Source organism: Staphylococcus borealis (assembly GCF_001224225.1).
GTDB classification, from domain to species: domain Bacteria; phylum Bacillota; class Bacilli; order Staphylococcales; family Staphylococcaceae; genus Staphylococcus; species Staphylococcus borealis.
The window spans coordinates 1-26,137 of sequence record NZ_CUEE01000007.1; the positions used below are offsets into that span (position 1 = coordinate 1).

Sequence of the window (26,137 nt, forward strand, 5' to 3'; positions counted from 1 at the left end):
TTAAGTTACTGTTTATTGGAATTAACGTTGACATATTGTCATTCAGTTTTCAATGTTCATTTAAATCAATTACATTTATTAATTATATCAACAATCAATATCTAATGTCAAGAACTTTTTTAATTTATTTTTTAAATTTTTCTGTTCAAAACTTAATTGATTATTTCAACAAATAATATCTTATAATGTCTTGCTAAGTTTTTCAATAGTCAAAATTACACTTTCTTAACATTAAATTAATGATATTAATTTGCCGGAAAAGAAAGTTTACATTCGTTTTTGACGACTTTTATATAATATCAAGTTTAGAAATGAACGTCAATCATTTCTTCATAAGAATAATGACTAATTTTTCACATCTAATGTATTGTTTTGAATTAAGGGTATAATTTACGCATTTTATTGTTAATTCCATTTCGAATATTCAACTATAATGCCAATACTTCCTTATATTTACTATATATTAAAGTCACTACTTTCAAATTGCTACTACATATTAAGATCAATATAGGAAAGAGGCTGGGACATAATAAAATGTTCCAGCCTCTTTATCATTTAGGTAGTAGATTACTAATTTGAAAAGTGCTTATATCAAACTTTTGCACTCCTAGTCATCTTTACTAGGAGTATACAAGAAGTTTAATTCTTTCTGATCTACTCCATTAAAACTTCTACTTATTATTCTTCTTTATCTTTGCATTCTTTACAGATACCATATATTTCCATACGGTGATGTGTTACGTCGAACTCTGTAATGTGTTGAGCAAGTTGTTCAACTTCATCAAGTTGTGGATAGTGGAAATCTACTATCTTGCCACATTTCTCACAGATAACGTGATAATGATTATGAGTATTAAAATCAAATCGACTTGATGCATCTCCATATGTTAATTCTTTAACTATGCCAATACTTTTAAACACTCTTAAATTATTATATATTGTCGCAACACTAATATTTGGAAAATCAGGTGAAAGTGCTTGATAAATTTCATCCGCCGTCGGATGTGAATGAGATGCAATAAGATAACGAATGATAGCTTGACGTTGTGGTGTAATTCTAACACCAGCTCTTCTAAGCGCTGCAATTGATTCTTCTAGTTCATGATCAATGGACTCTACTTCTGCACTCATTGTTTTCACCACTTTCTAGTTAATAATAATTATTACTTGATATTAATATAACTGTTTAGAAAGTATAATGTCAATAAGTACGAACCTTTTCCTTTAATAACCATGATATAAATCGACTTTATTCTCAATTACATCATTCTTATTGAGAAAATAATCTAAATTCTTCTTAAAAAGTTTCGTTGCATCTCGTTTAATGTTTTTATCGTTACCACTGATATGCGCAGTTAGCGTTACATTATCTAACTTGTATAGCGCATTGTCTGGTTTCAATGGTTCATTTTCAAATACATCAATATAAGCATGTCGAATTTGATTCTGTGATAAAGCCTTTATGAGTGTTTTTTCATTTACAACAGTTCCCCTACCTACATTAATAAATAAACATTCATCATTCATAAGCTCAAAATGTTTCTCTAATAATAAATGATACGTTTCATTAGTTTCAGGTAAGGTGTTAATAATGATATCAGCTTTATTTAGATGCTTTTCAAGTTCTTCTATTTTATAAATACAGTCAAATCCTTCTTTGGATTTACCTGACCTACTAATTCCAACTATAGTCATATTAAATGGCTTAAGTAATTTAACGGTCTGTTGAGCTAATGATCCTGTCCCTAATATTAAAACACGTTCTCCGCTCAATCGCTTACCAGTTAGTCTAGAGTCGTATACTTTATTGATTTGATTAATGTATGATGTACGCATTTTCTTATAGTCATCAAGTATGAATGCAAGAACAAACTCTGAAACTTGTTTTGCTTGCACGCCTCTACTATTGGTTAAAATAATTTTTCTTTTCTTAATTGTTTCTAAGGGTAAACTATTTACGCCTGTTGCGTACCAAGCAATCCATTTTAAATTTGGACATTCATTAATGAAGTTTGCATCTACCCCACCATCATAACCAATCAATATATTTAATTCTTCCTTTAATGTTTTAGGTATGTCTTCGGCTTTTTTGAAAAAGTAAAATTCTAATTCTGGATAGTCACTTTTAAGTACTGATTCTATTTCTCCAAGTCGCTTTAAACTAACTATTTTCATGTTTTCACCCCAAAATTCGATTTAATTCTTCCATTTGTGTTTTAACTTTAACTTTTTCAATCACATCAATGATGATTCCTTCTTCATCTATTATAAAAGTTGTTCGTACAATTCCCATGGATTCTTTACCGAATGACTTTTTCAATTGGTAAACACCAACTTTTTCAGATAATACATAATCTTCATCTACTAATAAGTCGAAATTAAGATTATGTTTAGCAATAAAGTTTTGATGTTTTTTCTTAGTATCTGCACTAACACCATAAACTTGAACATCTAATTCATTAAATCTATCTAAATTATCTCTAAAATCACATGCTTCAGTCGTACAAGTTGGCGTATTATCACGTGGATAAAAATATAAAATTGTTTTGCTTCCTTTTATTGTTTCGTTTGTAATACATTCTCCATTTTGATTCTCTAATTTGAATTCTGGAAATTTGTCACCTTTTTTAAACATCCTATCACCTATTTCTTAATCGTATTAATTATATGATACGATAGTAATGAATAATATTAAAATAAGAGAGGTTGAAATAAGATGAAATTCACTGAGAGTGAACGTCTGCAACAATTATCAAATGAATATATTTTAGGTGGCGTTAATTCACCATCACGTTCATATAAAGCGGTAGGTGGAGGTGCACCTGTAGTTATGCGCGAAGGTCATGGCGCATACTTATATGATGTAGATGGCAATAAATTTATTGATTATTTACAAGCTTATGGCCCAATTATTACTGGTCATGCGCACCCTCACATTACAAAAGCAATTCAAGATCAAGCAGCTAAAGGTGTATTGTATGGTACCCCAACAGAGTTAGAGATTGAATTCAGTAAAAAATTACGTGAAGCAATCCCATCACTTGAAAAAATACGATTCGTTAACTCTGGTACTGAAGCAGTAATGACAACAATACGTGTTGCACGTGCTTATACAAAGAGAGATAAAATTATTAAGTTTGCGGGCTCTTATCATGGTCACTCAGACTTAGTGTTAGTTGCTGCAGGAAGTGGCCCATCACAATTAGGCTCACCTGACTCAGCGGGTGTTCCCGAAAGTGTTGCAAAAGAAGTGATTACAGTTCCATTTAATGATATTGAATCATATAAAGAAGCTATGAAACACTGGGGAAATGAAGTTGCAGCAGTATTAGTAGAACCTATTGTTGGTAACTTTGGCATGGTAGAACCACAACCTGGTTTTTTAGAAGAAGTAAATAAAATCACACATGATTATGGTGCATTGGTGATTTATGACGAGGTTATTACAGCATTCCGTTTCCATTATGGTGCTGCACAAGACTTATTAAATGTATATCCTGATCTAACAGCTTTCGGAAAAATCATTGGCGGCGGTCTTCCAATTGGAGGCTATGGTGGTCGACAAGATATTATGGAACATGTTGCACCTTTAGGTCCTGCATACCAAGCAGGTACAATGGCCGGCAACCCACTTTCTATGAGAGCTGGTATTGCATTATTGGAAGTATTAGAGCAAGAAGGCGTTTATGAAAGATTAGACAAATTAGGCAAAAGACTTGAAGATGGCTTATTAAAATTGATAGAGAAACATCATATCACCGCTACTATAAATCGTGTATACGGTTCATTGACGCTTTATTTTACTAATGAAACGATTACGCACTATGAACAAGTTGAAAATTCAGATGGCGAAGCATTTGCTAAATTCTTTAAATTAATGCTAAATCAAGGTATTAATTTAGCACCTTCTAAATTTGAGGCGTGGTTCTTAACTACAGAACACACTGAAGAAGATATTGATGAGACATTAAAAGCTGCTGATTATGCATTTAGTCAAATGAAATAATCAACTGATGACCTACAATAAAGCTGTTCAAATGTGAAGAACAGTTTTATTGTAGTTTTTTTATTAGAAACAAAAACTTGTATCATTTCAGTCTTCAAGTGTATACTAGTTTAAAATATTATTATCAAAATTATATTTAAAGGAGCGTTATAGTTGAGGCTAGGAGCTCGTATACTAAAGACTGGTATTGCAATTATTCTCGCTTTGTTTATAGCTTCTTTCTTACCTGATAATGTCGGATTAAAATCTGTAGCGGGCATTAGTGCGATTGTTGCTATGCAACCTAATATATATCGTTCCATCAAAACGATTTCAGAACAGGCTACAGGTAATGTCATTGGTGCTTTATTAGCAGTCATCATGGTAACCATTTTCGGTAAAAATATTGTGATTATGGGCGTCACTGTTATTTTATTAATTGCTATTTTATATAAAATAAATTTAGCTCATGTTGCTACACTTGCAGGTGTCACTGCCCTCATTATAATGGGACAACATACCGGATCATTCTATGTAACAGCCGCTTTTAGATTTATTCTAGTAATGATTGGTGTCGTAAGTGCTTCTGTAGTTAACTTAATATTTTTACCACCTAAATTTGAAACCAAGATATATCACAACTCGGTAAATATTGCTTCTGATATATTTATTTGGTTTAAGCTTGTATTAAATGACGCTTCTGACTATCATCAGATAAAAGAAGATGGAGAACAAATTGAATCACGTATTTCAAAACTTGAACAGATTTTTAATTATTACAATGAAGAGAAAGCACTAACTAGAAAAGCAGCCTTTCAACAAAATAGAAAGAAAATTTTATTTAAAGAAGTTGTAGGTACAACCAGACAAGCATATGAAGTGCTTAATCGAATGGCTAGATATCAGAATGATCTTCATAACTTAAATTACAATTTGATTTTTCAAATCAAATTAGAATTAGATTCTTTAACAGCGTATCATGAACAAATTCTAAAGAGTTTGTCGAAAAAGGCGCGATATAATGTAGAACATTTTGATAATCAAATCATGAATCCTCAAAAGAAAGACCTAATGGATGCTTTTCAACAACAATTAATTCAAAATCCTTACCAAGTCGACTATTCTTATTCTAATATTATGCAAATTATTGCCACAATTGAAGAATATCGTTATTATCTAGAACATTTAGATCGTTTAAGATTAAGTTTCTTCACGTATCATCGAAATGATACTGAAATAGATATAGCCGATGAAGATTTTGACTTATAATAATAAGCGTTCACTGAATAGATAAAGTTCAGTGAACGCTTATTTATTATTATTATAAATTTTGTATACTATAGAGATGCTCATAAGCACCTTTTTTATCTATTAATTCCTGATGTGTGCCTGTTTCAACGATTTGACCGTTTTGCATTACAATTATCTTATCCGCATGTGTAATCGTTGAGAGTCTATGTGCAACAATAAGTGTTGTTCTATCTTTACTAAGCACATCTAACGCTTCTTGAATAATCGCTTCACTCTCTAGATCTAAAGCTGATGTAGCTTCATCTAATATTAATATAGGTGGATTATTTAAAAAGATTCTTGCAATTGAAAGACGTTGTTTCTGTCCACCAGATAGTTTAACGCCACGTTCCCCTACTTCAGTATCGTAGCCGTCATGAAGATTCATAATAAAATCATGTGCATTGGCCATTTTAGCCGCTTCAATTATTTCGTCTTCAGTAGCATCTGGGCGTCCTAATAATATATTTTCTCTAACTGTGTCTGAAAAAAGAATATTATCTTGCTGTACTAAACCAATTTGATTTCTTAAACTACCGGTTAAAAAGTCTTTAACATTGTGATCATCGATTCGTATTTCACCTTCAGTTACATCGTAGAAGCGTGGTATCAAGTTAATTAAAGTTGATTTACCACCACCACTCATACCAACAAAAGCTACGGTATCTCCTTTATTTATATTGAGATTGATATTTTTTAATATTGTTGATTCATTTTCATTATATTTGAAACTAACGTTTTTCAATTCTATATGACCTTGTTTTATTTCAATAGGCTGAGCACCAATACCATTTTTTATATCATAATCTTCATCCATTAACTGAAATACCCTATCCATTGACGCAAAACTTTGAGTTAATGTTGTAAATGAAGCAACTAGTCTTCTTAACGGTCCAAATAATTGTTCCAAATAGCCAACAAAAGCTGCAAGTGTACCAACAGTAATTGAACCATTGATTGCTAGATATGACCCAAAGCCAATAACAATTATAGGTCCTAAATCTGTAACTGTATTAATCGCCGCAAATGAGTATGCATTCCATGACGTATGTTGAAATGCACGGTTTAAGAAATGTTTATTTTTATGGTCGAAATTTTTAGCTTCATTATCCTCAATTGCAAAGCTTTTAATTACTGACATCCCTTGTACACGTTCATGTAGAAATCCTTGTACTTCAGCTAATGCTTGCGAACGTTTACGTGTCAATTTTCTTAAGCGTCCAAAGAAGAAATAGACAGTGAGAATATAGAATGGGAAAATAATGATTGCTGCGAAAGTTAACTTCACATCTAGGAAGAACATAATAGATAGTGCAATGATGATTGTTATGCAATCTAGCCAAATGTTCATTAAACCAGTTAATATAAAGTCTTTCGTTTGCTCAACATCATTAATAACTCTCGATATAACTTGTCCAACTTGATTATTTGCATAAAATCTTGCACTTAGCGCTTGCAAATGATCATATAGACGTTTTCTAATATCATATAGAATTTTGTTACTCGTCCATTGTGCAAGATATTGTCGTAGATATTCTATTGGTGGTCTGACAATTAAGAAAATAAATAACGCTAAGCCGATAGCTACACTTAAATGTTGAAACTTTTCATTCGTTGAAAGTGCACTATTATTAATAACGCCATCAATTGCATATTTGATAAGTAGAGGAATTAACATAGGAATGCCGAATTTGATAATCCCAATAATTATCGTAGCTATTATTCGATATTTGTATGGTTTAACAAATTCTAAATAGCGTCGTATCATACTACTCCCCCCTATGATGATCACAATTATATTTTTTAAAAATTAATAGAGGTTGAAACTTTGATTCAAAACAATACGTTTGTATCATCAAAGTAAATTCAACCTCTTGTTATTATCACTCAAGTACTATAAAACAAATATGTAACAATTACATCTTTTATGCTTAATAATTACGGATTTTTTTATATCGCTCTTTCCAAACTTTTATAAAATCTGGAGCGAATGGTCCTTTTTTCTGTTCAATCCACTGTTGTAAAATATCTACATTACGGCGTAAAATAACATCTATATCATGTGGATAATTCATCTGATTCATGTGCTGTTCATACTCATCTTCATCTAATAAATGATATTTTCCATTAGGATATACCTTTATATCTAAATCATAATCAATGTATTTCAAAGCTTCTTCGTCACAAACGAAAGGCGATGATAGATTACAGTAGTAATAAATGCCATCCTCTCTAAACATACAAATGACATTAAACCAATATTCTGAATGAAAATACACGATAGCTGGTTCTCTTGTAATCCATGTACGTCCGTCACTTTCAGTAACTAAAGTGTGATCATTCCCGCCAATAATCACATGGTCTGTGCCTTTTAAGATTGTTGTTTCAGACCATACTCTATGGATGTTACCGTCGTGTTTGTAACTTTGAATTTTTATATTTTCGCCTTCTTTAGGTATGGATTCTTTTACCATACTCCACACCACCCTTTTAGTAATTTTCGCACTTTAGATTATATCATATTTTTAAATAAGTCTTTACAGATGCGTTGTTATTTCCACTTAAGTTAATCACAAATTAGAATGTCTTAGCCGTTAATGTATTGGTATATCTTATCCATAGAAACTGGTAACGTATATGCTTGTCGCTGATTTAAATCCATCCATTCCAGATGGTTATCTTCCATAAATGATTCTGACAGTGACACGGTCTCAATGGTACTATAGACACTAATATCCCAAGTCATATGTGTGAATTGGTGTTTAAGCTTAAATACAATTCCCTCAGCTATCGATAACGACAATCCTAATTTTTCTTGCAATTGTTCTAAAGCATTTGGTGTTTCAAACATTGGAAATTGCCACATGCCATTTAACAATCTTTCTTGACGTTGCGTCATTAAATATTGACCTTTGGCATTTCTAACTAAGAATACCGCTTGTTGAATAGTTTTTTTCTTAGTGTTCTTCGTTTTTACTGGTAATTCTAATACAGTGCCTTCTTTAAAAGCACGACAGTTCTCTTGAACTGGACAAAATAAACATAGCGGTTTCTTAGGTGTACAAACTAACGCACCTAATTCCATCATTGCTTGGTTAAATGTACCCGCCTCTTGATGCACATAAGGCTGTAATTCTTGTTCATAACTTTTTCTCGTGCTTTGCAACTTTATATCTCTTGAATCATTATTCAATCTAGACCATACTCTAAAGACATTGCCATCAACGGTTGCTAATGGTTGATTAAACGCGATGCTTAGAACTGCTGCTTGAGTATAAGGACCTACCCCTTTTAATTTCCCAAATTGTTCTGGTGTAGAAGGAACGACACCATGATATTCTGATGCTACTTCTTTCACAGCAGTATGAAAGTTACGTGCGCGACTATAATAGCCCAATCCTTCCCAATATTTAAGAACTTCTTCTTCATCTGCCTGACTTAAGTCCTCTATTGTTGGAAAACGTTGAATAAATCTGTGATAATAATCCACAACTGTTTTAACCTGTGTTTGTTGAAGCATTACTTCACTTAACCAGATATAGTATGGATTCGAAGTTTCACGCCATGGCATTTCTCTCTGATTCTTATTAAACCATTGTATTAAATTCCTTTTAAAAGTAGAATCGTTTATCATAATTATTTCCTTTCAATACGCTTTATTTACTTCACTAAGAGCACTTTATATTAAATGAACAGTATTTTAATATGTTTCTTAATTTCGTTATTCCAATTTTTAGATTATAATATATATTAAATTAACATGAAAAGAGTGAACGTTATGGATACAGCCACGCATATTGCAATCGGTGTTGGATTAACTGCTTTAGCAAGTCAAGACCCAGCTATGGCAAATACAATGGCAGCCACAGCCACGACCTTAATTGCAGGGTCATTAATTCCAGATGGCGACACCGTTTTAAAATTAAAAAATAACGCCACATATATTTCACATCATCGTGGTATCACTCATTCTATACCATTTACAATTTTATGGCCGATATTGATTACATTTTTGATTTACGTAATCTTTCCAGGCGTAGATACTACGCACATATGGTTATGGGCACAGTTAGCGGTATTTTTACATGTCTTTGTAGATATATTTAATTCATATGGTACCCAAGCACTACGCCCACTAACAAACAAATGGATTCAACTAAGTGTTATTAATACCTTTGATCCAATCATTTTTATCATACTTTGTTTAGGTATTGTGATTTGGCTTCTAGGTGTTCATCCATTTGCAGTGTTCTTTCCAATTATAGGTGTACTCATCATTTATTACATTGTTCGTTTCAAAATGCAAAGTATTATTAAGAAACAAGCATTAAGTCAAATTAAAGAACAACACAATCCTGTTAAAATTTTTGTAGCACCAACTATGAAATTTATGGAATGGCGTGTTGCGATTCAAACTGAAGAACATGATTATGTAGGTCGATCATTTGGTAGAAATGTTGTTTTTAGTGATAAAGTTAAGCGACAACCGTTTTCACCAGATACGTTATTGTGGCAAATCAAAGGTAATAAGGATATTAGAACATTTTTAAACTTTTCGTCTATTTATCGTTGGCAAACTCGAAAGCTAGACGATGATACTACAGAAGTTCGTCTGGTTGATTTACGTTATTTAAATAAAGGCCATTATAGCTTTGCAGCGATTGCACATGTCGATAATGACAACAATATTGATCATTCATACATTGGATGGGTTTTCACAGAAGAAAAATTACAAAAGAAATTATATTCTAAATAAACTTTTAAAAAGAGTGAACCAGAGTCATAATCTTATCTATGATTCTGGTTCACTCTTTTATTTATTTTTTGTAGCTATTGCATGAGATGAATATTTATATTTTGAGTGTGCAACATATCTCATTAACATAAAATTAACCGTACCTATAATTACCAAAATAATAACAAAATAGATATGGTAAGTAATGTTGTACAAATTTACTACACCATATATTGCAGAAGTCGCAATACCGTCAATTAAATAAAATAGTGGATTCAATTTTAGAATTTGAATCATTAAATTCTCATTTGCAGATGGAATAAATATGACAGGTATAATGAAAAAGCAAATAATTCCAATTAAAAAATATAACTTTGTCATATTCTTGTATATAATATCTAATAATCCTAGAGTAACGGATATAAATACAATAAATAAAACCATCATGATAAAAAATACGATAAATGCAATCAATGACTCATCGAAATTCACTGGCTTAAACAGTACGACGATCAACGTCAATATACAACAAATAAAACTTCCAAGAATTGCATTTGCAATGGCTGTAACTAATGGTGTTGCTTGGAATGATTTTGTTATTAAATAATCTTGGCTGTACGCTTTAAAAGATTTAAATATCGTTGCTAATAGAGTGATAAATGTCATCATAGCAATGAGTCTATATAGCCATCTTGCTTTGCTAATATCCTCAATCCCTATAAAAGATAATGTTATTAGTGCAATCACTATTACACCTAATTGCGCAATTAAAAGCATAGCAAACCATTTCCAAGTATCTATGATGCGTTGTTTTGTAAACTCAATTAGTGATGGAAAGCGTTTAATATATAATAAAAAGTTATCTATCATTTTTACACCTACAATTCAATGTATATCCACTTGCTATTTTTCATGTCTGCGATTAAATATCCATCCCCCGACTTAACAATCCATAAATCCTGTGTAATATGATATTTATCTTTGAGCTCATCTTTATTGACTATCGGAAAAACAAATCCAGTTAATTTATTTTGATCATTAAATAACATATCGATTGGTTGTTGTGTTACTTCAACAACATATCTCGAATCTTTATCTGGAACCAATGTCTTTTTAACTTGATCGTGTTTCTTATGTAAGTGGCTATTAAAATAATCTACATAATTACTGTAATTTGATTTCATATATGGAGATAGCGTTTTGAAAGAATGTGACTCATATAGTGCCGCCGGGTTAAAATATTCTAATTTATGTTTTGCTACCACATAATCTTTATCATCACTGCTGACACGATAACTTTTTGAGTTTTCACCTGTGATTGTTAAAAACGTATATTTAGGGACGTTGATATTAGAATCCCCTTTTAAAGTAATTGAATCCTCTAACACAATGCCATATGCAAGCTTTTCTTCAAATGGGTCTTTATTCTCTACTTTCTTTTGCGCTTCAATAATTGGAACGTCAAAACGTCCTACATTATTAATCACTAATGCGCCTACAATGAATAAGCAAATTAAACTCGTAATTAAAATCGTCCAAAATCTTACAACAAAATCAGGTACTTTCGCATGTCTATATCGTTCAACTCTTTTGAAATTATAGCTCATTTCCGGAAGTCTACTACGACTTTCTTTCCAATCTAAATCAAAATTAAGTTGTTCTTCATCATATGCTATGCTCATTCTATCTTGCTCGTGCTCTTTAAATACAGGCAAAACTTGGTTTAGTGAACCTTCCATACGTACTTGTCCATGTGAAATCCAAGCAACATAGTTACTTACTTTTTCAACTTTTGCCAAGTCATTATCTATAAATACTAATGACTTATTTTCACTAATATAGTCTTTGGATAATTTTTTTGCTTTTTCTAAAAAGGCTTCATCAAGATGTTCGATGATATGATTTAAAATGATTAAATCCTTTCGACATACGCGTGCAATACTCAAAATTAACTGTGCAAAATCTGAATGGCTAAGTGCATTAATATGAACCGAAGATTTATCATCTAAATGTGCGAACTTAATGATTTGATCAACATTATGAGAGGTTGTTTCATAAGAAAATAATCGTTGAACTTCAGTTACATACTGTCTTACAGTCATATGTATTAAATGTTTATCTTTTATGTCACCATAATACGTAGAAACCGATTGATTAATCTTACCTCTATCTGGCTTAATGTCACCAGCCATAATTCTGCCTATTAAAGTTTTTGAAGATCCTGGTTCACCAATGATAGCTAATGCTTCCCCTTGGTATATATGTAGCGATATATTGTTTAATTCTATGTCTTCAGCGGCATAGCCAAATGGTAGATACCACTTTCTGTTTTTTTTACTTCTATAATAATGCGTGACATTGAGCATTTTTAAGATTATTGAACTTCCCATTCGTGTTACTTCCTTCTAAATTTTTAATAAAGCGAGTGGCAATCCTTCTTCAGGGGTCTTACTATTAATTCTATAGCCCCATGCAAACACACCTTTTAATCGTTCAACTTTAAAGTATTGCTCGCTTCCATCATTAAGTTTATACATTCTACCAAGTAAAACTTTGGTACGATCAACTAAGTAACTTTCTGCAATAATGACCTTACTTTGATAAACATCATATTCATTCATTATGCCGTTCATTTCAGCTTTACGCATCTTTTCTTTATATATCTGTATTTCATGTCTTAATTCCTGTTCAGACATTTCACTTAGCTTTTTATCATTCATCTGAAATACCACTTTCTTCTAATTTTGCTTTAATTTTATCATATTTATAGCCTTTTCTCATAAGCGACTCTATCGTTTTCATTACTAATTGTTGCCCATCATATTTACGTTGTTGCTTTGTATATATTTTTTCAAGATCTTTTTGTAACAGATCCTCCAACAAAGCTTCATCTTGTTCAAAATCTAATTCAGATATTGCTTGTTGTGCGATATCCATAGAATAGCCTTTTTGAATTAAGTTTTGAAGTACTTTTTGACGTACTTTAATTTCAGGACCTTTCTTCGTTCTCATAATTTTATTTGCAACATTTATAACCGCTTCAAATGGTTGTTCTTCTTCATAAATTTGAACATATGTATTGATAATCTTAGGTTCAATTCCAACTTGATATAATTTTTGTTTGTAAATTTCAGGACCTTTATCAGTAGTATGTATCATTGTATTTTTTAAGCTTTCAGCATAATCTTCATGATTAATATATGCCTCTTTATAACAATAATCTATAACTTGTTGAATCGCGGATGCACTAATCTCGTTTTTTTGTAAATGTTGTCGCACTTCTTTTTCAGTTCTCTTTTTATAAGATAAGTATTGTATAGCCATATTAATACCTAAACGGTAATGCTCATACTTCTGAATCTTCTCCATATCTGATGGCTCAACCATTTGCCCTTTTTTTAAATTAAATTTTACAAGTGTATTAATATCGATTCCCATTTCAAAAGCGCCGTCCAAGAATAAGTTAAATCGCTCTTTATTGTTCTTCTGTACTTCTATTTTAGTAATTTTAGGCAATTCCTCCACCACCTTTACTTTGATTTATATTAAAAATCAAACTATCTTGATTTATCTAACACACATTATTTTATATCACTTAACGCATTACACAAAATGTTTTACCCATAAAAAAACCTCATAAAGGCTATTATTAAAATGGCTCCTTTATGAGGACTTACACAAATATACAATTTATTTTTTCAAGATGTACAATCAATAGTTATTTAATTGACTTAACGCTTCTTGATATTGACTATCTGAAATATACGCCTGCTGTTTCATCTTTTCAAGATTGGTTTTAATTCTATTTTTAAAATTGTCAGACATATTACTTATATCATAAACACTCGGTGCATTGACTTTACTTGCTAATATCGCACTTTGTAAGACAGTGATTTGAGGCATATTGCTATTATTCTTATCTACTGTTGTTCCAAAATAATAGTTCGCAGCACCCTCAATTGTATATTGATCACTACCATAATATATGTTATTTAAGTAGAAACTCAATATTTCATTTTTACTATATTGTTGTTCTACTTTATGTGCTACAAACAATTCCTTTAATTTCCGAGTAAAGGAACGCTCATTGTCGTAATAATAATTCTTCACAGTTTGTTGTGTAATTGTACTTCCACCTTGAACGTCTCTATCACCTATCGTTGAGAATAATGCTCGTGTTGTTCCTTTGACGTCAAATCCATGGTGTTTATAATAACGTTCATCCTCCATCGAAATAAAAGCACCTTTTACATAATCCGGCATATTGTCTGAAGAAACATAATTACTTTTGTTTTCAATTGTTTTAAGGTCATCAACATTTGCTCTCGAAGATAAGAAATACATTAACCCAATAAACAATGCAAATATGATGATAAATATAATAAATATTCTTAAAAATATACGTTTACTTTTTTTCTTTTTAGGTGGTTTTCCTACAGGTTGATAATACGTATTGTAATGAGGTTCATTACGGTAATGTGAATGTCTCTCAGGCGAGTTGTTCATTCTTTGGCTTCTTTTCATGTGGTAGCTCCTTTACTAAAACTCACTCTATAACTGTGAGTTTAACAGTAGTTTTTAGATTAAGCTATACCTATCATGAAAAATCAGTCCCAAGGTGTATGAGAAAAGATTGTTTAAAGCCATTTTAGATCAATCGTTGAATAACATTCTAATCGCAATAAAAAAAGAACTAAGAGAAGCTTTACAGCCTCTTCTCAGTTCTATAACTTACACATTTGCTTTAAAGCAACATGCATGGTTTAAATTAGTTTTAAGTCTTAGAAACAATAAATTTTATGCTTGAAGTTGTTTAACAATTTCTCTATTAAAATCATCTAAGTCGTCTGGTGTACGACTTGTAACGATATTATTATCAACTACAACTGATTCGTCTACGACATTTGCACCTGCATTTGATAAATCTTTACGTACATTTAATACAGCAGTAAGTGTGCGTCCATTTAAGTCATCTGTATCGATTAAAATTTGAGGGCCGTGGCAAATCGCAAAGGCTGGCACATCATTTTTAGTGAAGTATTTAGCAAATGTGCCATAACGACCTTCAGCATCACCGCGAAGATGGTCTGGTGAGAATCCACCAGGAATAAGTAGGCCATCGTAATCTTCTGGTTTTGCATCTGCAATACTTACATCAACAGTAACTTTTTCACCGTGTTTACCTACTACTTCTGCATTTGCAATATCACCAATAATTTCAGTTTCGAAACCAGCTTCTTCAATTGCTTCTTTAGGGCTAGTTAATTCGATATCTTCGAATTCATTTGATAAAATAATTGCTACTTTTTTAGCCATTAGTCAATCACCTTTCTTGTTCGAATTATACTAATTATATAGACGAAATTAAGTGATATTAAACATACATAGATTGAAGTGTTTCAATTTATTTAGAAACTTGTTTAACTTTTTCTTCTAATTGGTCTAGTAATCCAATCCATTCATCTATATCTTCAACGCTTACTTCATCGGGATTTACATGGTCAATATCTTCTAAAAATTTTGATAATCTTGTTTTAATTTGTTCCATTGTTTGTTGTTCATTCATAACGATTTCTCCTTATTAATATATATTTATTAAACTATACGTTAGTTTTATCCTAACAGAATTTGACAAAAAGCGATATAATCTTAATAATGTTTACTGTACTTTTGCAACGGATTAAGGAATTTTTTTAAGTTTAGGAGTAATAAATATGTGGATGACAAATCAGAAAAAACCCATTTCAATTAACAACGATCCATGGGAAGCATACAACGATGTTAAAACACACGGTCAGTTAACACTAAGTAATATAGAGTTCACTACTACTACATTATGTAATATGAGATGTAGTCACTGTGCTGTTGGCTATACTTTACAAACTAAAGATCCAGATGCTTTACCTATGGAAATCATTTATCGTCGTTTAGATGAAATACCTCACTTACGAACTATGTCAATAACAGGTGGCGAACCAATGTTCTCAAAAAAATCAATTAAAAACATTGTTAAACCTCTGTTAAAATATGCACAAGATCGTGGTATATATGTTCAAATGAATTCTAATTTAACACTACCGCAAGATCGTTATTTAGATATAGCTGAATACATAGACGTTATGCATATCTCTCATAACTGGGGTACAATTCAAGAATTTACTGATGTAGGTTTCGGCGCAATGAAGAAGCAACCTCCTTTAAAAGCAAAATTAAAATTATATGAACAGATGTTAGAGAATGCAAGTACATTATCAAGTCAAGGTATGTTTGTTTCAGCTGAAACGATGTTAAATCAAAGTACATTACCTTATTTAGATAAAATTCACAATGAAATCGTCAATGACATGAAATGCAGTCGTCATGAAGTTCATCCAATGTACCCTGCAGATTTTGCAAGTCAATTAAATGTGCTTTCTTTAAAAGAAATGAAACAAGCGATTCATCATTTATTAGACATTAGAGATGAAAATGTATGGATGTTATTTGGTACATTACCTATTTATCCATGTATTAATGATGACAATGACCAAGCATTGTTACAGCATTTACGCGATGCTAAAAATGTTACGACACGTAATGATCCAGATGGACGTAGTCGCCTGAATGTTAATGTCTTTAGTGGCGATGTGATTGTGACTGATTTCGGAGATGAAAATGGTACAATTTCAAATATTAAAACTGACAAATTAACAGACGTATTTAATAAATGGCTTACATCGGATTTAGCGCAATCACTCAATTGTCATTGTGAGGCATTTCACTGTTTAGGTCCTAACGTTCTAGTTAAAAACATGTACTATCCAAACACTGATTTCAGAAAAAATGAGATTGAAATGCATACTGAAAATATTTTCAGTTAAATCATTTCAAGCAAATATAATAAGCACCACATAAAATAAATTTACTCTAACATTATTTTATGTGGTGCTTATTTTCACTCTTTTAAACTATACTATCTATATTACAAGCCGCTTCACAAAGTTTAAATTTCTTCAATATGTTGCGCGTTTGATAAAAATTCGATAGTACTTTTACTTTCTTCTCTTCTATCTTTACGACGTTGAACACGTTTAGGTGCACTTTCGTAAAACCATTTTTCAATTTTTGTTTCTGGATAAACATCTGGTACTTTGACTGGTTTCCCATTATCATCTAATGCAACGAAAGTAAGGAAACTTAAGGCTGCTAAATGCTTTTCTTTATTTAAAACATCTTCAATGATAATTTGTACACAAACTTCCATTGAACTCGTACCTGCATAACTGACCATTGCTTCATAAGAAGTTATATCTCCTGTTTTGATTGGTCTTAAGAAATCAACCGAATCTGTTGAAGCTGTTACTACTTGTGCGTTAGCATGTTTCATCGCTGTAATAGCTGCTATTTCATCTATATTAGCCATCAATGATCCACCAAACATTGTGTGATGATGATTGGTGTCTTGAGGAAATACTTGCTTAGCTTTAAAACTTTTCGATTCAGACATTGATTTTCGATTATCTTGAGAATTTGACATGCGTTATACCTCTTTTATATTAATTTCTATTTTTATTGTGCCCAATTACCATTTTTAAACACTAATTCTTTAGAGCCATCCTGTTTAATTCCATAAATCGTTAAATCAGCACTACCTATCATGAAATCAACGTGCACATTTGAGTCATTTAAGCCACTGGCAACTTTTTCTTCAGTCGTCATTTCTGTACCACCTTCAACATTGAAACCATATGCCGAACCAATAGCTAAATGGCACGATGCATTCTCATCAAAAAGTGTATTGTAAAAAATAGTATTACGATTTGAAATTGGAGAATCGTCAGGTACTAAGGCAACTTCACCTAATCGTTTAGACCCTTCATCTGTGTTAATCAGATCTCTAAGTACCTCTTCGCCTTTTTCCGCTTTGAAATCTACAATTTGTCCATCTTTAAATGTTAATGTAAAGCCATCAATAATTGTTCCATTATAACTTAGTGGTAATTTATTCGTCACGAATCCATTGACATTATTACGATCAGGAGCTGTAAAGACTTCTTCAGTTGGTATATTCGCTATAAATGCTTGTTGATTACCATTTACATAGCTTGTAGCATCCTCCCATATATGCCCTTTAGGAAGACCAACGACTAAGTCTGTTCCTTCTGATTGATAGTGTAAGGCTTTATAATTTTCGTCTTGCATTTGTTTAGCATGTACACTTAAGTTTTCGATATGGTGCTTCCAATTTTCAATAGGATCATTGCCATCAATTCTTACGATATCAAATACTTCATTAATAAATTTCTCCAGTGCAGCTGTTTCGTCTAATTCTGGATAAACACGTTTCGCCCAATCTTTAGAAGGAAAGGCTGCAACTACCCATGGAAATTGATTCTTTTGACTTCCTTCCATATAACCTTTGAATGCATGACTATAACTCATTTGATATGCTTTCAGTTTTTCTGCATCTATACCGTTTAATAAATTAGGATCTCCGCTTAATAAGGCTAAATTAGCTGCACCACGATTGGCATAATCCATTCGTTCTTCTACTTCATATGATTTTACAGCTTGATGTTCAAAATAATCGACCGATTCATATTCGAACTTAAGTCTATTTAATCTAGAATCAGCATATACAACTTTAACGTCGGAAGCCCCTGCTTTATAAGATTCTTCAACAATTAATCGCGTCAACTCGATAGCATCCACTGAAGATCTAATAAACACAGGTTGTTTAGGTTGTACGTTCATGCCAATTTTTACTAATAATTCTGCATATTGTTGTAATTTCTCGTTATAACTTAATGAAGTCATATGCGCATCCTCCTTAATCTTGACGTAAGTTGCCTAATTCGTCAGCAATCGCTGTCACTTCACTTGGTGAAAAAGAATCTTTAGACATTACAAAATTGTATATTTCCTCTACATCTTGTTGATTGGCTTCTTCAAATTTATCGGGATTTAATAATCCTTGATTAACGATGTTTAACTTTTTTCTAATCTCTGCAATCATTTCTTTATTATTATTTTGAGTCACGTTATCACCTCTTTAATACAATATTTTATCAAAGTATGACGATTTAACAAACTTTTATCGAATAAAGTAATATTATGTCTTTATAAAATTTTAAAATAACTATAAAATGGTTTATATATAACAGATTAGGGGGAATAGAGTATGGTAGATATAGCATTTGTATGTCTTGGAAACATATGTCGCTCTCCTATGGCTGAAGCAATCATGCGTCAACGCTTGAAAGATAGACATGTTTCAGGTGTTAATGTTTATTCAAGAGGCACTGGCAAATGGAACCTTGGAGAACCTCCTCATGAAGGTACTCAAGATATTCTTAATCGCCATAATATACCTTTTGATGGTATGATTAGTGAGTTGTTTGAACCGAGTGATGATTTTGATTATATTATTGCCATGGATCAAAGTAATGTTGATAATATTAAAAACATCAATCCTAACCTAAAAGGAAAATTGTTCAAATTACTTGAATTTAGTAATATGGAAGAGAGTGATGTACCAGATCCTTACTACACAAATAATTTTGAAGGTGTATATGAAATGGTACAATCATCTTGTGATAATCTAATTGATTTCATCGTTAAAGATGCAAATTTGAAAGAGGGGTAAATGAAATGGAAAACAAATTAATTCCTGGTATTCTAATAGGTGCACTTGTTGGTGGCGCTGCTACGTTAGCAGACAAATCAACACGTAATGCATTAGTTCAATCTGTAAAAGATATTAAAGAAGGTAATCGTTCACGTAAACCTTCTAAATTTAATTCTATTAAAGACGAAGTTTTATATTGGAAAGATACAATTGAAGAAATTCGTCGTAATAATCCAGAATTAGAAAAATCAATTAAAGATGCGAAAGATACTTTCGTTAACCGTAAGAATAACCGCATTGGTCAATAATTGGTTGCTTACGATTGCTACATCGTCTAACATGTTAGTGATCATAAGCAATAACTAAAAGTGAATCATATCAATTTTGATTTTCACTCATAGTAAAGCGGGACAATGAAATCTTCTAATATAACAGGTTTCTGTCTCGCTTCTTTTACTTTTTATTTATGTATGTGGTTAAAGCAAAGGAGATTGTTATGTCAAAAGAAAATAAATCGAACTCAAAATATCTTAACTCTATTAAAGAAGAACAAGAGAAGAATCAAGATAAAATAAATGTTGATCGTACATATGTCGAACCACAAGAATTTCAATCTAAAGAACCCAAAAAAGATAATCAAGTCTTTTTTGTATCACGATTAAATAAACCAGCTAAATATACAAAGAAATCTAATTTTCTCTCATATTTAATCTATCGTATAGGAAAAGATGATGCATCAGGTTTGGCTGCACAAATGACTTATCATTTTGTATTAGCTATGTTCCCTATGCTGATCTTTTTATTAACTTTATTACCACTATTCAACTTAGATCAAAGCCAAATTACTGGTTTACTAAGTAACGCACCCGCTGACACGTCTAGTCTAATTCAAGGTGTCATTAGCGATGTCACTAAAAATTCAAGTGGTGGTTTACTATCTATCGGGTTAATCTTAGCAATTTGGTCAGCTTCTAATGGTATGACTTCAATCATGAACTCATTTAATGTTGCTTATGATGTAGAAGATAATAGAAACGGTATTCTATTAAAGTTATTAAGTGTTGTATTTACAATTGTGTTAGGTGTAGTATTTTTAGTAGCTATGGCACTACCAACAATGGGTTCAGTTATCGCTCATTTCTTATTTGGTCCCCTAGGATTAGATGATCAAGTCAAATGGGTTTTCAGTTTAATTAGAGTTGTACTTCCATTAATCATTATTTTGATTCTTTTTACAATTCTATACTCAGTAGCGCCAAATGTTAAAACGAAATTAAAATCTGTATTACCAGGGGCGATATTTACATCGGTTATCTGGTTAATTGGATCTTTCGCATTCGGTTTCTATATTTCTAATTTTGGAAACTATTCTAAAACATACGGCAGTATCGCAGGGATTATTATCCTTTTAATTTGGTTATATTTAACAAGTTTCATCATCATCATAGGTGCTGAAATTAATGCAATTATACATCAAAGACACGTGATTAAAGGCCAAACGCCTGAAGAAGCAGCATTAGACCATGATGATAATAACCAAAACCACTACAACGAAGATACAACTTATGAATATAAACAAACAACAATTGGTAAAGATGAAAACTACAAAGTTGATAAAGATCCAGAAGATAAAAATGAAGAAGACGCTTCATTAACTGAGAAAATCAAAGATAAATTCACTAACAACGACGATGATACTAAGAAGTAATATTTATTAAATAAAAAGAGCATGGGACATCATGCCTAGAGAAATAGCCAGTAAATGAGTTTTAAAAAAATTCATTTACTGGCTTCTTTATTTACAATACTCCGAATTGTTGGCTCGCAAGGCTCGTGCCTGTAGTCCTCTAAAGGCGATCTTAGATAGATATTCACTCACATAAGTTGCTTCGCTTGCCTGGGGTGCTGCCTCTAAAGTAGCTCTTAAATGGATTTTCATTTCACTTAAGTTGAGACGCTTGCCTAGGGGGCTGGGTCGAGCCGCGGTCTTGTAAAATAGTTCTTAGATAGATAATCACTCACATAAGTTGCTTCGCGTTCCTGGGGTGCTGTCTCAGCCTGTAGTCTTCGACTAGCACTGCTCCCCTAGGAGTCTCCGCAACTCTGTTTCGTAATCTATCTTAGAACTATTTACGTAAGTGTGTGAGCACTTACGTTCATCAATCGTTCTAACTCCCTCAGGCGTCGCTCAACTACGTTCCATTACCCATTTTAGAGCTACTTCAGTCTGGGACATAAATAATATAATAATACTATTTAGCAAATTCGCAGTAGCTGACTGAACTGAGAAGGCGCTTAAATCAAGCTTTTCTCAGTTCTAGTCATCCTTGCGGGGGCGGGACGACGAATTCAAAAGAATTCTGTCCCGCTCCCTCATTAATAATCAACGCAAGCGTCTCGTTAAAATACTTTGTATTTATATGTTTTTATTGAATTAAATTATGTTGGAATGTATAAATTACAGCTTGCGTTCTATCTTGCACTTCTAATTTACTCAATATATTACTTACATGTGTTTTTACAGTTTTAATTGTGATATGAGAAGCACTTGCAATTTCTTGGTTAGAATAGCCTTTAGCAATTAATAATAAAATTTCCATTTCTCGTTCAGTCAACATTTCATATAGCTCTGCACGTTTTTTCATTCTATTACGCATTTTAACTAAAACTTCAGGTTCGAATACAGATTCTCCATTATACGTTTTACGTACTGCATCTGCAATATCGCTCGCACTGGTTGTTTTTAAAATATAACTATCTACACCAGCATCTAAGGCTCTGTATACCTCTTTATCTTCAATAAAACTTGTTAACATAACGACTTTAATATGAGGTAAATCTTTTTTTATTTGAGTAGTAGCTTCTACCCCATCCATGTCATCCATTAATAAATCCATGAGAATTAAATCTGGTTTAAGTTCATGCGCTTTCGCAATTGCATCTTTACCTGACGCCCCTTCTCCAACTATTTCAATGTCAGATTGTGTTGATAAATAACTTGATATCCCAATTCTAACCATTTCATGGTCATCCACGAACAAAACTTTAATTGCCATAATTATCATCCTCCTTATTTAATGGTGCCTTTACTTCTATTCTTGTTCCAGAATCTGGCAATGATACGATATGGAATGTCGCACCGATTTCTAATGCACGTTCTCTCATATTTTTCAATCCATAGCTTTGTTCTAATTTCTCATCAACATTAAAACCTTTACCATTGTCTTGAATTCGAAGTAATAAATAATCTTGTTGGTTAAATAATTCAACCGTCACTTTTGTACCATTAGAATGTCTCAATGTATTAGAAATCGCTTCTTGCGTTATTCTAAACAAATGATCTTCTATGCCTTTAGGCACCTTGAAATCTTGTATATCGTGAATCACTTTCATAGGCACTTTCTTCTGTAGATCGATGACTAAGTCTTTAATACCTTCACCTAAAGATTTATCTTTTAAGCCTAAAGGTCTTAAATGAAGTAGCAGTGCACGCATTTCTAATTGTGATTCTTGAACCATTTTCTCTAAGACTGGAATCTGTTGGTCAAGTGGTGCCTCTAATTTTGTCTCTTTGATTGCAGATAACATCATACTTGCAGCGAAAAGTTGTTGACTAACGGAGTCATGTAACTCTCGAGCTAACCTTTGACGTTCATCTTCAATGATTTTTTTAACTTTAACGTCATTCATATTGTAATTTTCATTAGTTAAATTTTGTGTTTTCATTCGTAAACGATGTAGTTCTTGGTTTAAAGGAACTAACGTTTGATAGATATCAATCGTTTCATTGTAAAGCTCAATATTTTGATCGTTAATACCTACCGTTTCACCTTCTATAGCATGTTCAATTTGTGATTTAATCCACGTATTTTGTTGATTAATTTTGTATGCGAGAATTGAACCTACGATGATACAAAGTAAAATGATAACTAAATTTAAAAATAAGAATACAGGTATACCAAAAATTTGTGTATAGAACATACCTTGAAAATAGATAATATTAACAAATACTTTATCTATAAATAAGAACGCGGTTAACATGCTATAGACGAGTATAAGCATTGAACCGATAGCTCTTAAATAGTGATTCATCGATAAATCACCTCAACATCTCCGATAAATGTTGAAACATAAATATTGACGTTATAATTTTCTTCTTTGGGCTTCTCTTCAACCTGGATATGGTTATTCTCAACTTTATAAGATTGGCCATTTAAGTATGCATTTCCATATAAAGCAGCCATGTGCAAGTTAATATTATAATTCAATGGTACCACTAACTGAATTTTCCCTAAAATATGTCTTACAACAATTGTATTATTTTCTTTAATATTCGCAGCTTTGGTCATATCAATGTGAATATCCCCAACACCATGTTGAATTTGCACATCTTCCCATTTATACACATACACTGGCGTACGTTGCTCACCAAACCATTTTTGCTTTATAAACTGAGGAGATGTTACTTCATCCTCTGAAGCAATTACTTTCAATGGTTTAAATTTAAAAATAAGATATCTTATAATAACAATAACCAGAAAGACAAATAAAATAATAATAGTATATTTATTTGAAAGTAAAGTAAACGCTATAAGCAAGGCGCCAATCCAAAACGCTAAGAGACCCCTTACTTTATGAAAGTAAAGGTAGCCTACATAAACTAATATACATCCTAAAAGTAATACGAATAGATAACCTATTTTTTCAAAAAAGATGTAATAAAAATTTGCAATAATCATTAAAGCGGTAAATATAATTAATAATTCTGTCGAAATATATTTTCGAGTCAATGTGTCGCCTCCTATCCCTCTTAATTAAGCTACTATACTCATTTGTTCAATTATGTCACATTCGCCTTGAGTTGTAATTTTTTCTTTAGAACAGCGATGAATATCTGCTTCAATTCTTGCACAATACGCTTCGAATAGATCCAGTTGTTTTTTAAGGCTTTCAATTTCATAATTATTAATTTCCTGAGCATGTTTAATGTTATAAGTGTTAGTTATATCAATATATTTATTTTCTAATGTTGCAGATAAACTGTCAATCAACCTATTCATTTGCGTTTTCTTAGCTTTTAAATATTCAATATAATTTTCAATGTTTTTTAATTTTTCATCTAAACTAATTTGATAATCACTAATGTTTCGTTTAATAATCACTTTAAGAAAATGTTTTAAATATAAGTCCATATAATTCATAGAACCACCTCGTCCTTGATTAAGCTTAATTATAGTTCAAAGTGGTATAAACGCCCATAGGCTATGGGACCATCTTGTTCTCATACTTTAGTACGATGTTGCTTCATTTCATTATAAACTTAATTTTATATTTACCATTTTTAAGTGTATGATTAAGTATATTTATTCTAGAAAGAAGGTAACATCAATGACTCAAGCACATCATCATCTGAATTGGCTCCCCTACATTCTTATCGTTATTTTTCTGCACATTTTAGGATTCAGTTTCCTTTGGTTAGCAAATTCTAACCATCTACTTCTAGGTATGGGTATCCTCGCATATACGCTGGGATTGCGTCATGCATTTGATGCCGATCACATTGCCGCGATAGACAATACTGTACGTAAATTATTACAGCAACAACGTAGTCCTGTCGGCGTAGGCTTTTATTTCTCAATAGGACACTCTACAGTCGTCTTTCTTATGTCTGTTTTCTTAGGTATTTCTATAAAATGGGCAAAAGACGCGTTGCCACATTTTCAAGAAATTGGTGGTATGATTGGTACAATTGTTTCAGGCAGCTTTTTAATTCTAATTGGTATATTGAATCTAATCATATTAGTATCCTTAATTACACTTTTCACAAAATTAAAAAATGAACGTATAAATGATAATAAATTAAATAATTTATTAGAGGCACGTGGATTGATTTCTCGTATAGTTGGCCCTTACTTTAAACTCATAAGTAGTAGTTGGCATGTCTTGCCCCTTGGTTTTTTATTTGGCTTAGGATTTGATACTGCAAGTGAAATTTCTTTACTTGCGTTATCTTCTGGTGCGTCTCAACAAGCAATTTCATTTATAGGTATCTTATCCTTGCCTATACTATTTGCTGCAGGCATGAGTTTACTTGATACGTTAGATGGTATATTGATGACCTCTGCCTATAATTGGGCGTTTTTCAATCCTATTCGGAAAATTTATTACAACATTACAATTACTGCCATCTCAGTTATCGCTGCATTGTTAATCGGTACTACAGAGTTGCTTCAAATCATAGCAGAAAAATGCCAATTAAGTGGTACTTTCTGGACATTCATCGCAAATATTCAGTTTGATTATTTTGGTTATATTCTGGTCGTTTTGTTCTTAACAAGTTGGCTCATTTCCTCTTTAATATGGAAATTTGGCAAAGTTGAACAACGATGGACCAAGTAAGCATGTTTCAATGGGAGTGGGACAGAATTCTTTTAAATTCGTCGTCCCACCCCTGCAAAGGTGACTAGAACTGAGAAAAGCTTGATTTAAGCGCCTTCTCAGTTCAGTCAACTACTGCTAA

The 26,137-nt window shown here is 32.0% G+C and carries 28 protein-coding genes; 8 read left to right on the top strand and 20 right to left on the bottom strand.

Features of this window, described 5'->3' with window-relative positions:
• Positions 1–678: 678 nt before the first annotated feature.
• The 3 genes from perR to bcp form a co-directional block, all read right to left on the bottom strand.
• The gene (gene perR, locus AK212_RS09010) at positions 679–1,131 is read right to left on the bottom strand and encodes a peroxide-responsive transcriptional repressor PerR (protein WP_053030348.1); all 453 of its coding nucleotides are present in this window, start codon (positions 1,129–1,131) and stop codon (positions 679–681) included.
• A gap of 93 nt (positions 1,132–1,224) precedes the next feature.
• Positions 1,225–2,175 (bottom strand): NAD(P)-dependent oxidoreductase, encoded by a 951-nt coding sequence (locus tag AK212_RS09015; RefSeq protein WP_053030349.1) that lies wholly within the window; start codon positions 2,173–2,175, stop codon positions 1,225–1,227.
• 4 nt (positions 2,176–2,179) lie between these two features.
• Complete coding sequence (gene bcp / locus AK212_RS09020) at positions 2,180–2,635, bottom strand: thioredoxin-dependent thiol peroxidase (RefSeq protein ID WP_053030350.1); 456 nt, start codon at positions 2,633–2,635, stop codon at positions 2,180–2,182.
• Between the two features lie 81 nt (positions 2,636–2,716).
• Between bcp and AK212_RS09025 the strand changes: the two genes are divergently transcribed.
• Entirely contained in the window at positions 2,717–4,006 is a 1,290-nt protein-coding gene (locus tag AK212_RS09025) for a glutamate-1-semialdehyde 2,1-aminomutase (RefSeq protein ID WP_053030351.1), read from the top strand.
• 153 nt (positions 4,007–4,159) lie between these two features.
• A complete protein-coding gene (locus AK212_RS09030; RefSeq protein WP_053030352.1) occupies positions 4,160–5,254 on the top strand; it encodes an FUSC family protein in 1,095 nt (364 codons plus the stop codon).
• Positions 5,255–5,306: 52 nt separating this feature from the next.
• Here AK212_RS09030 and AK212_RS09035 read toward each other — a convergent pair whose 3' ends face one another.
• The 3 genes from AK212_RS09035 to mutY all read right to left on the bottom strand — a co-directional run bounded on the left by AK212_RS09035 (position 5,307) and on the right by mutY (position 8,909).
• Entirely contained in the window at positions 5,307–7,043 is a 1,737-nt protein-coding gene (locus tag AK212_RS09035; protein ID WP_053030353.1) for an ABC transporter ATP-binding protein, read from the bottom strand.
• Positions 7,044–7,206: 163 nt separating this feature from the next.
• Entirely contained in the window at positions 7,207–7,749 is a 543-nt protein-coding gene (gene ntdP / locus AK212_RS09040) for a nucleoside tri-diphosphate phosphatase (protein ID WP_053030354.1), read from the bottom strand.
• A 113-nt stretch (positions 7,750–7,862) separates the two neighbouring features.
• On the bottom strand, positions 7,863–8,909 hold the full coding sequence (mutY, locus tag AK212_RS09045) for an A/G-specific adenine glycosylase (protein ID WP_053030355.1): 1,047 nt from the start codon (positions 8,907–8,909) through the stop codon (positions 7,863–7,865).
• A 144-nt stretch (positions 8,910–9,053) separates the two neighbouring features.
• On the opposite strand from mutY, the gene AK212_RS09050 reads away from it, so the two are divergent.
• Positions 9,054–10,031: a metal-dependent hydrolase gene (locus tag AK212_RS09050; protein WP_053030356.1), complete on the top strand. Its 978-nt coding sequence runs from the start codon at positions 9,054–9,056 to the stop codon at positions 10,029–10,031.
• Between the two features lie 57 nt (positions 10,032–10,088).
• On the opposite strand, the gene AK212_RS09055 is transcribed toward AK212_RS09050, so the two are convergent.
• From AK212_RS09055 to AK212_RS13405, 7 genes are all read right to left on the bottom strand, one after another.
• The gene (locus tag AK212_RS09055; protein WP_053030357.1) at positions 10,089–10,880 is read right to left on the bottom strand and encodes a teichoic acid transporter; all 792 of its coding nucleotides are present in this window, start codon (positions 10,878–10,880) and stop codon (positions 10,089–10,091) included.
• Between the two features lie 8 nt (positions 10,881–10,888).
• A complete protein-coding gene (locus AK212_RS09060) occupies positions 10,889–12,400 on the bottom strand; it encodes an ATP-binding cassette domain-containing protein (RefSeq protein WP_053030358.1) in 1,512 nt (503 codons plus the stop codon).
• A gap of 15 nt (positions 12,401–12,415) precedes the next feature.
• Positions 12,416–12,730, bottom strand: a complete 315-nt coding sequence (locus tag AK212_RS09065) for a YfhH family protein (protein WP_053030359.1) — start codon at positions 12,728–12,730, stop codon at positions 12,416–12,418.
• Positions 12,723–13,526 (bottom strand): recombination regulator RecX, encoded by an 804-nt coding sequence (gene recX, locus AK212_RS09070; RefSeq protein WP_053030360.1) that lies wholly within the window; start codon positions 13,524–13,526, stop codon positions 12,723–12,725. Before recX ends, AK212_RS09065 begins: the two co-directional genes overlap by 8 nt.
• 195 nt (positions 13,527–13,721) lie before the next feature.
• On the bottom strand, positions 13,722–14,534 hold the full coding sequence (sgtB, locus tag AK212_RS09075) for a monofunctional peptidoglycan glycosyltransferase SgtB (protein ID WP_053030361.1): 813 nt from the start codon (positions 14,532–14,534) through the stop codon (positions 13,722–13,724).
• A 273-nt stretch (positions 14,535–14,807) separates the two neighbouring features.
• Positions 14,808–15,326 (bottom strand): type 1 glutamine amidotransferase domain-containing protein, encoded by a 519-nt coding sequence (locus tag AK212_RS09080; protein WP_053030362.1) that lies wholly within the window; start codon positions 15,324–15,326, stop codon positions 14,808–14,810.
• Between the two features lie 88 nt (positions 15,327–15,414).
• Entirely contained in the window at positions 15,415–15,576 is a 162-nt protein-coding gene (locus AK212_RS13405) for an SE1561 family protein (protein ID WP_107630250.1), read from the bottom strand.
• A gap of 154 nt (positions 15,577–15,730) precedes the next feature.
• Between AK212_RS13405 and yfkAB the strand changes: the two genes are divergently transcribed.
• Positions 15,731–16,870 carry a radical SAM/CxCxxxxC motif protein YfkAB gene (gene yfkAB / locus AK212_RS09085; protein WP_174841470.1) on the top strand — a complete coding sequence of 380 codons (1,140 nt, stop codon included), beginning with the start codon at positions 15,731–15,733 and terminating at the stop codon, positions 16,868–16,870.
• 122 nt (positions 16,871–16,992) lie between these two features.
• On the opposite strand, the gene AK212_RS09090 is transcribed toward yfkAB, so the two are convergent.
• From AK212_RS09090 to AK212_RS09100, 3 genes are read right to left on the bottom strand one after another with little or no spacing between them, the layout of a single operon-like run.
• A complete protein-coding gene (locus AK212_RS09090; protein ID WP_053030364.1) occupies positions 16,993–17,526 on the bottom strand; it encodes an acyl-CoA thioesterase in 534 nt (177 codons plus the stop codon).
• Between the two features lie 32 nt (positions 17,527–17,558).
• Positions 17,559–18,806, bottom strand: coding sequence for an aminopeptidase (locus AK212_RS09095; RefSeq protein WP_053030365.1), 1,248 nt, complete (start codon positions 18,804–18,806; stop codon positions 17,559–17,561).
• 13 nt (positions 18,807–18,819) lie between these two features.
• Complete coding sequence (locus tag AK212_RS09100) at positions 18,820–19,029, bottom strand: DUF1128 domain-containing protein (protein WP_075108584.1); 210 nt, start codon at positions 19,027–19,029, stop codon at positions 18,820–18,822.
• Between the two features lie 141 nt (positions 19,030–19,170).
• On the opposite strand from AK212_RS09100, the gene AK212_RS09105 reads away from it, so the two are divergent.
• From AK212_RS09105 to AK212_RS09115, 3 genes are all read left to right on the top strand, one after another.
• Positions 19,171–19,635, top strand: coding sequence for a low molecular weight protein-tyrosine-phosphatase (locus AK212_RS09105; RefSeq protein ID WP_053030366.1), 465 nt, complete (start codon positions 19,171–19,173; stop codon positions 19,633–19,635).
• A 5-nt stretch (positions 19,636–19,640) separates the two neighbouring features.
• Positions 19,641–19,925: a YtxH domain-containing protein gene (locus AK212_RS09110; protein WP_053030367.1), complete on the top strand. Its 285-nt coding sequence runs from the start codon at positions 19,641–19,643 to the stop codon at positions 19,923–19,925.
• A gap of 188 nt (positions 19,926–20,113) precedes the next feature.
• Positions 20,114–21,325, top strand: coding sequence for a YihY/virulence factor BrkB family protein (locus AK212_RS09115; protein WP_053030368.1), 1,212 nt, complete (start codon positions 20,114–20,116; stop codon positions 21,323–21,325).
• A gap of 718 nt (positions 21,326–22,043) precedes the next feature.
• On the opposite strand, the gene vraR is transcribed toward AK212_RS09115, so the two are convergent.
• Genes vraR through AK212_RS09135 form a run of 4 tightly spaced genes read right to left on the bottom strand, consistent with a single transcriptional unit; the run spans position 22,044 to position 24,818 of the window.
• Positions 22,044–22,673 carry a response regulator transcription factor VraR gene (gene vraR / locus AK212_RS09120; protein ID WP_053030369.1) on the bottom strand — a complete coding sequence of 210 codons (630 nt, stop codon included), beginning with the start codon at positions 22,671–22,673 and terminating at the stop codon, positions 22,044–22,046.
• The gene (vraS, locus tag AK212_RS09125; RefSeq protein ID WP_053030370.1) at positions 22,663–23,709 is read right to left on the bottom strand and encodes a sensor histidine kinase VraS; all 1,047 of its coding nucleotides are present in this window, start codon (positions 23,707–23,709) and stop codon (positions 22,663–22,665) included. Before vraS ends, vraR begins: the two co-directional genes overlap by 11 nt.
• On the bottom strand, positions 23,706–24,407 hold the full coding sequence (gene vraT, locus AK212_RS09130; protein ID WP_053030371.1) for a cell wall-active antibiotics response protein VraT: 702 nt from the start codon (positions 24,405–24,407) through the stop codon (positions 23,706–23,708). The genes vraS and vraT overlap by 4 nt, the downstream gene beginning before the upstream one ends.
• 24 nt (positions 24,408–24,431) lie before the next feature.
• Positions 24,432–24,818 carry a hypothetical protein gene (locus AK212_RS09135; RefSeq protein WP_053030372.1) on the bottom strand — a complete coding sequence of 129 codons (387 nt, stop codon included), beginning with the start codon at positions 24,816–24,818 and terminating at the stop codon, positions 24,432–24,434.
• Between the two features lie 187 nt (positions 24,819–25,005).
• Here AK212_RS09135 and AK212_RS09140 point away from each other — a divergent pair, with 187 nt between their 5' ends.
• Positions 25,006–26,016 carry a HoxN/HupN/NixA family nickel/cobalt transporter gene (locus AK212_RS09140; RefSeq protein ID WP_154392024.1) on the top strand — a complete coding sequence of 337 codons (1,011 nt, stop codon included), beginning with the start codon at positions 25,006–25,008 and terminating at the stop codon, positions 26,014–26,016.
• Positions 26,017–26,137: the final 121 nt, after the last annotated feature.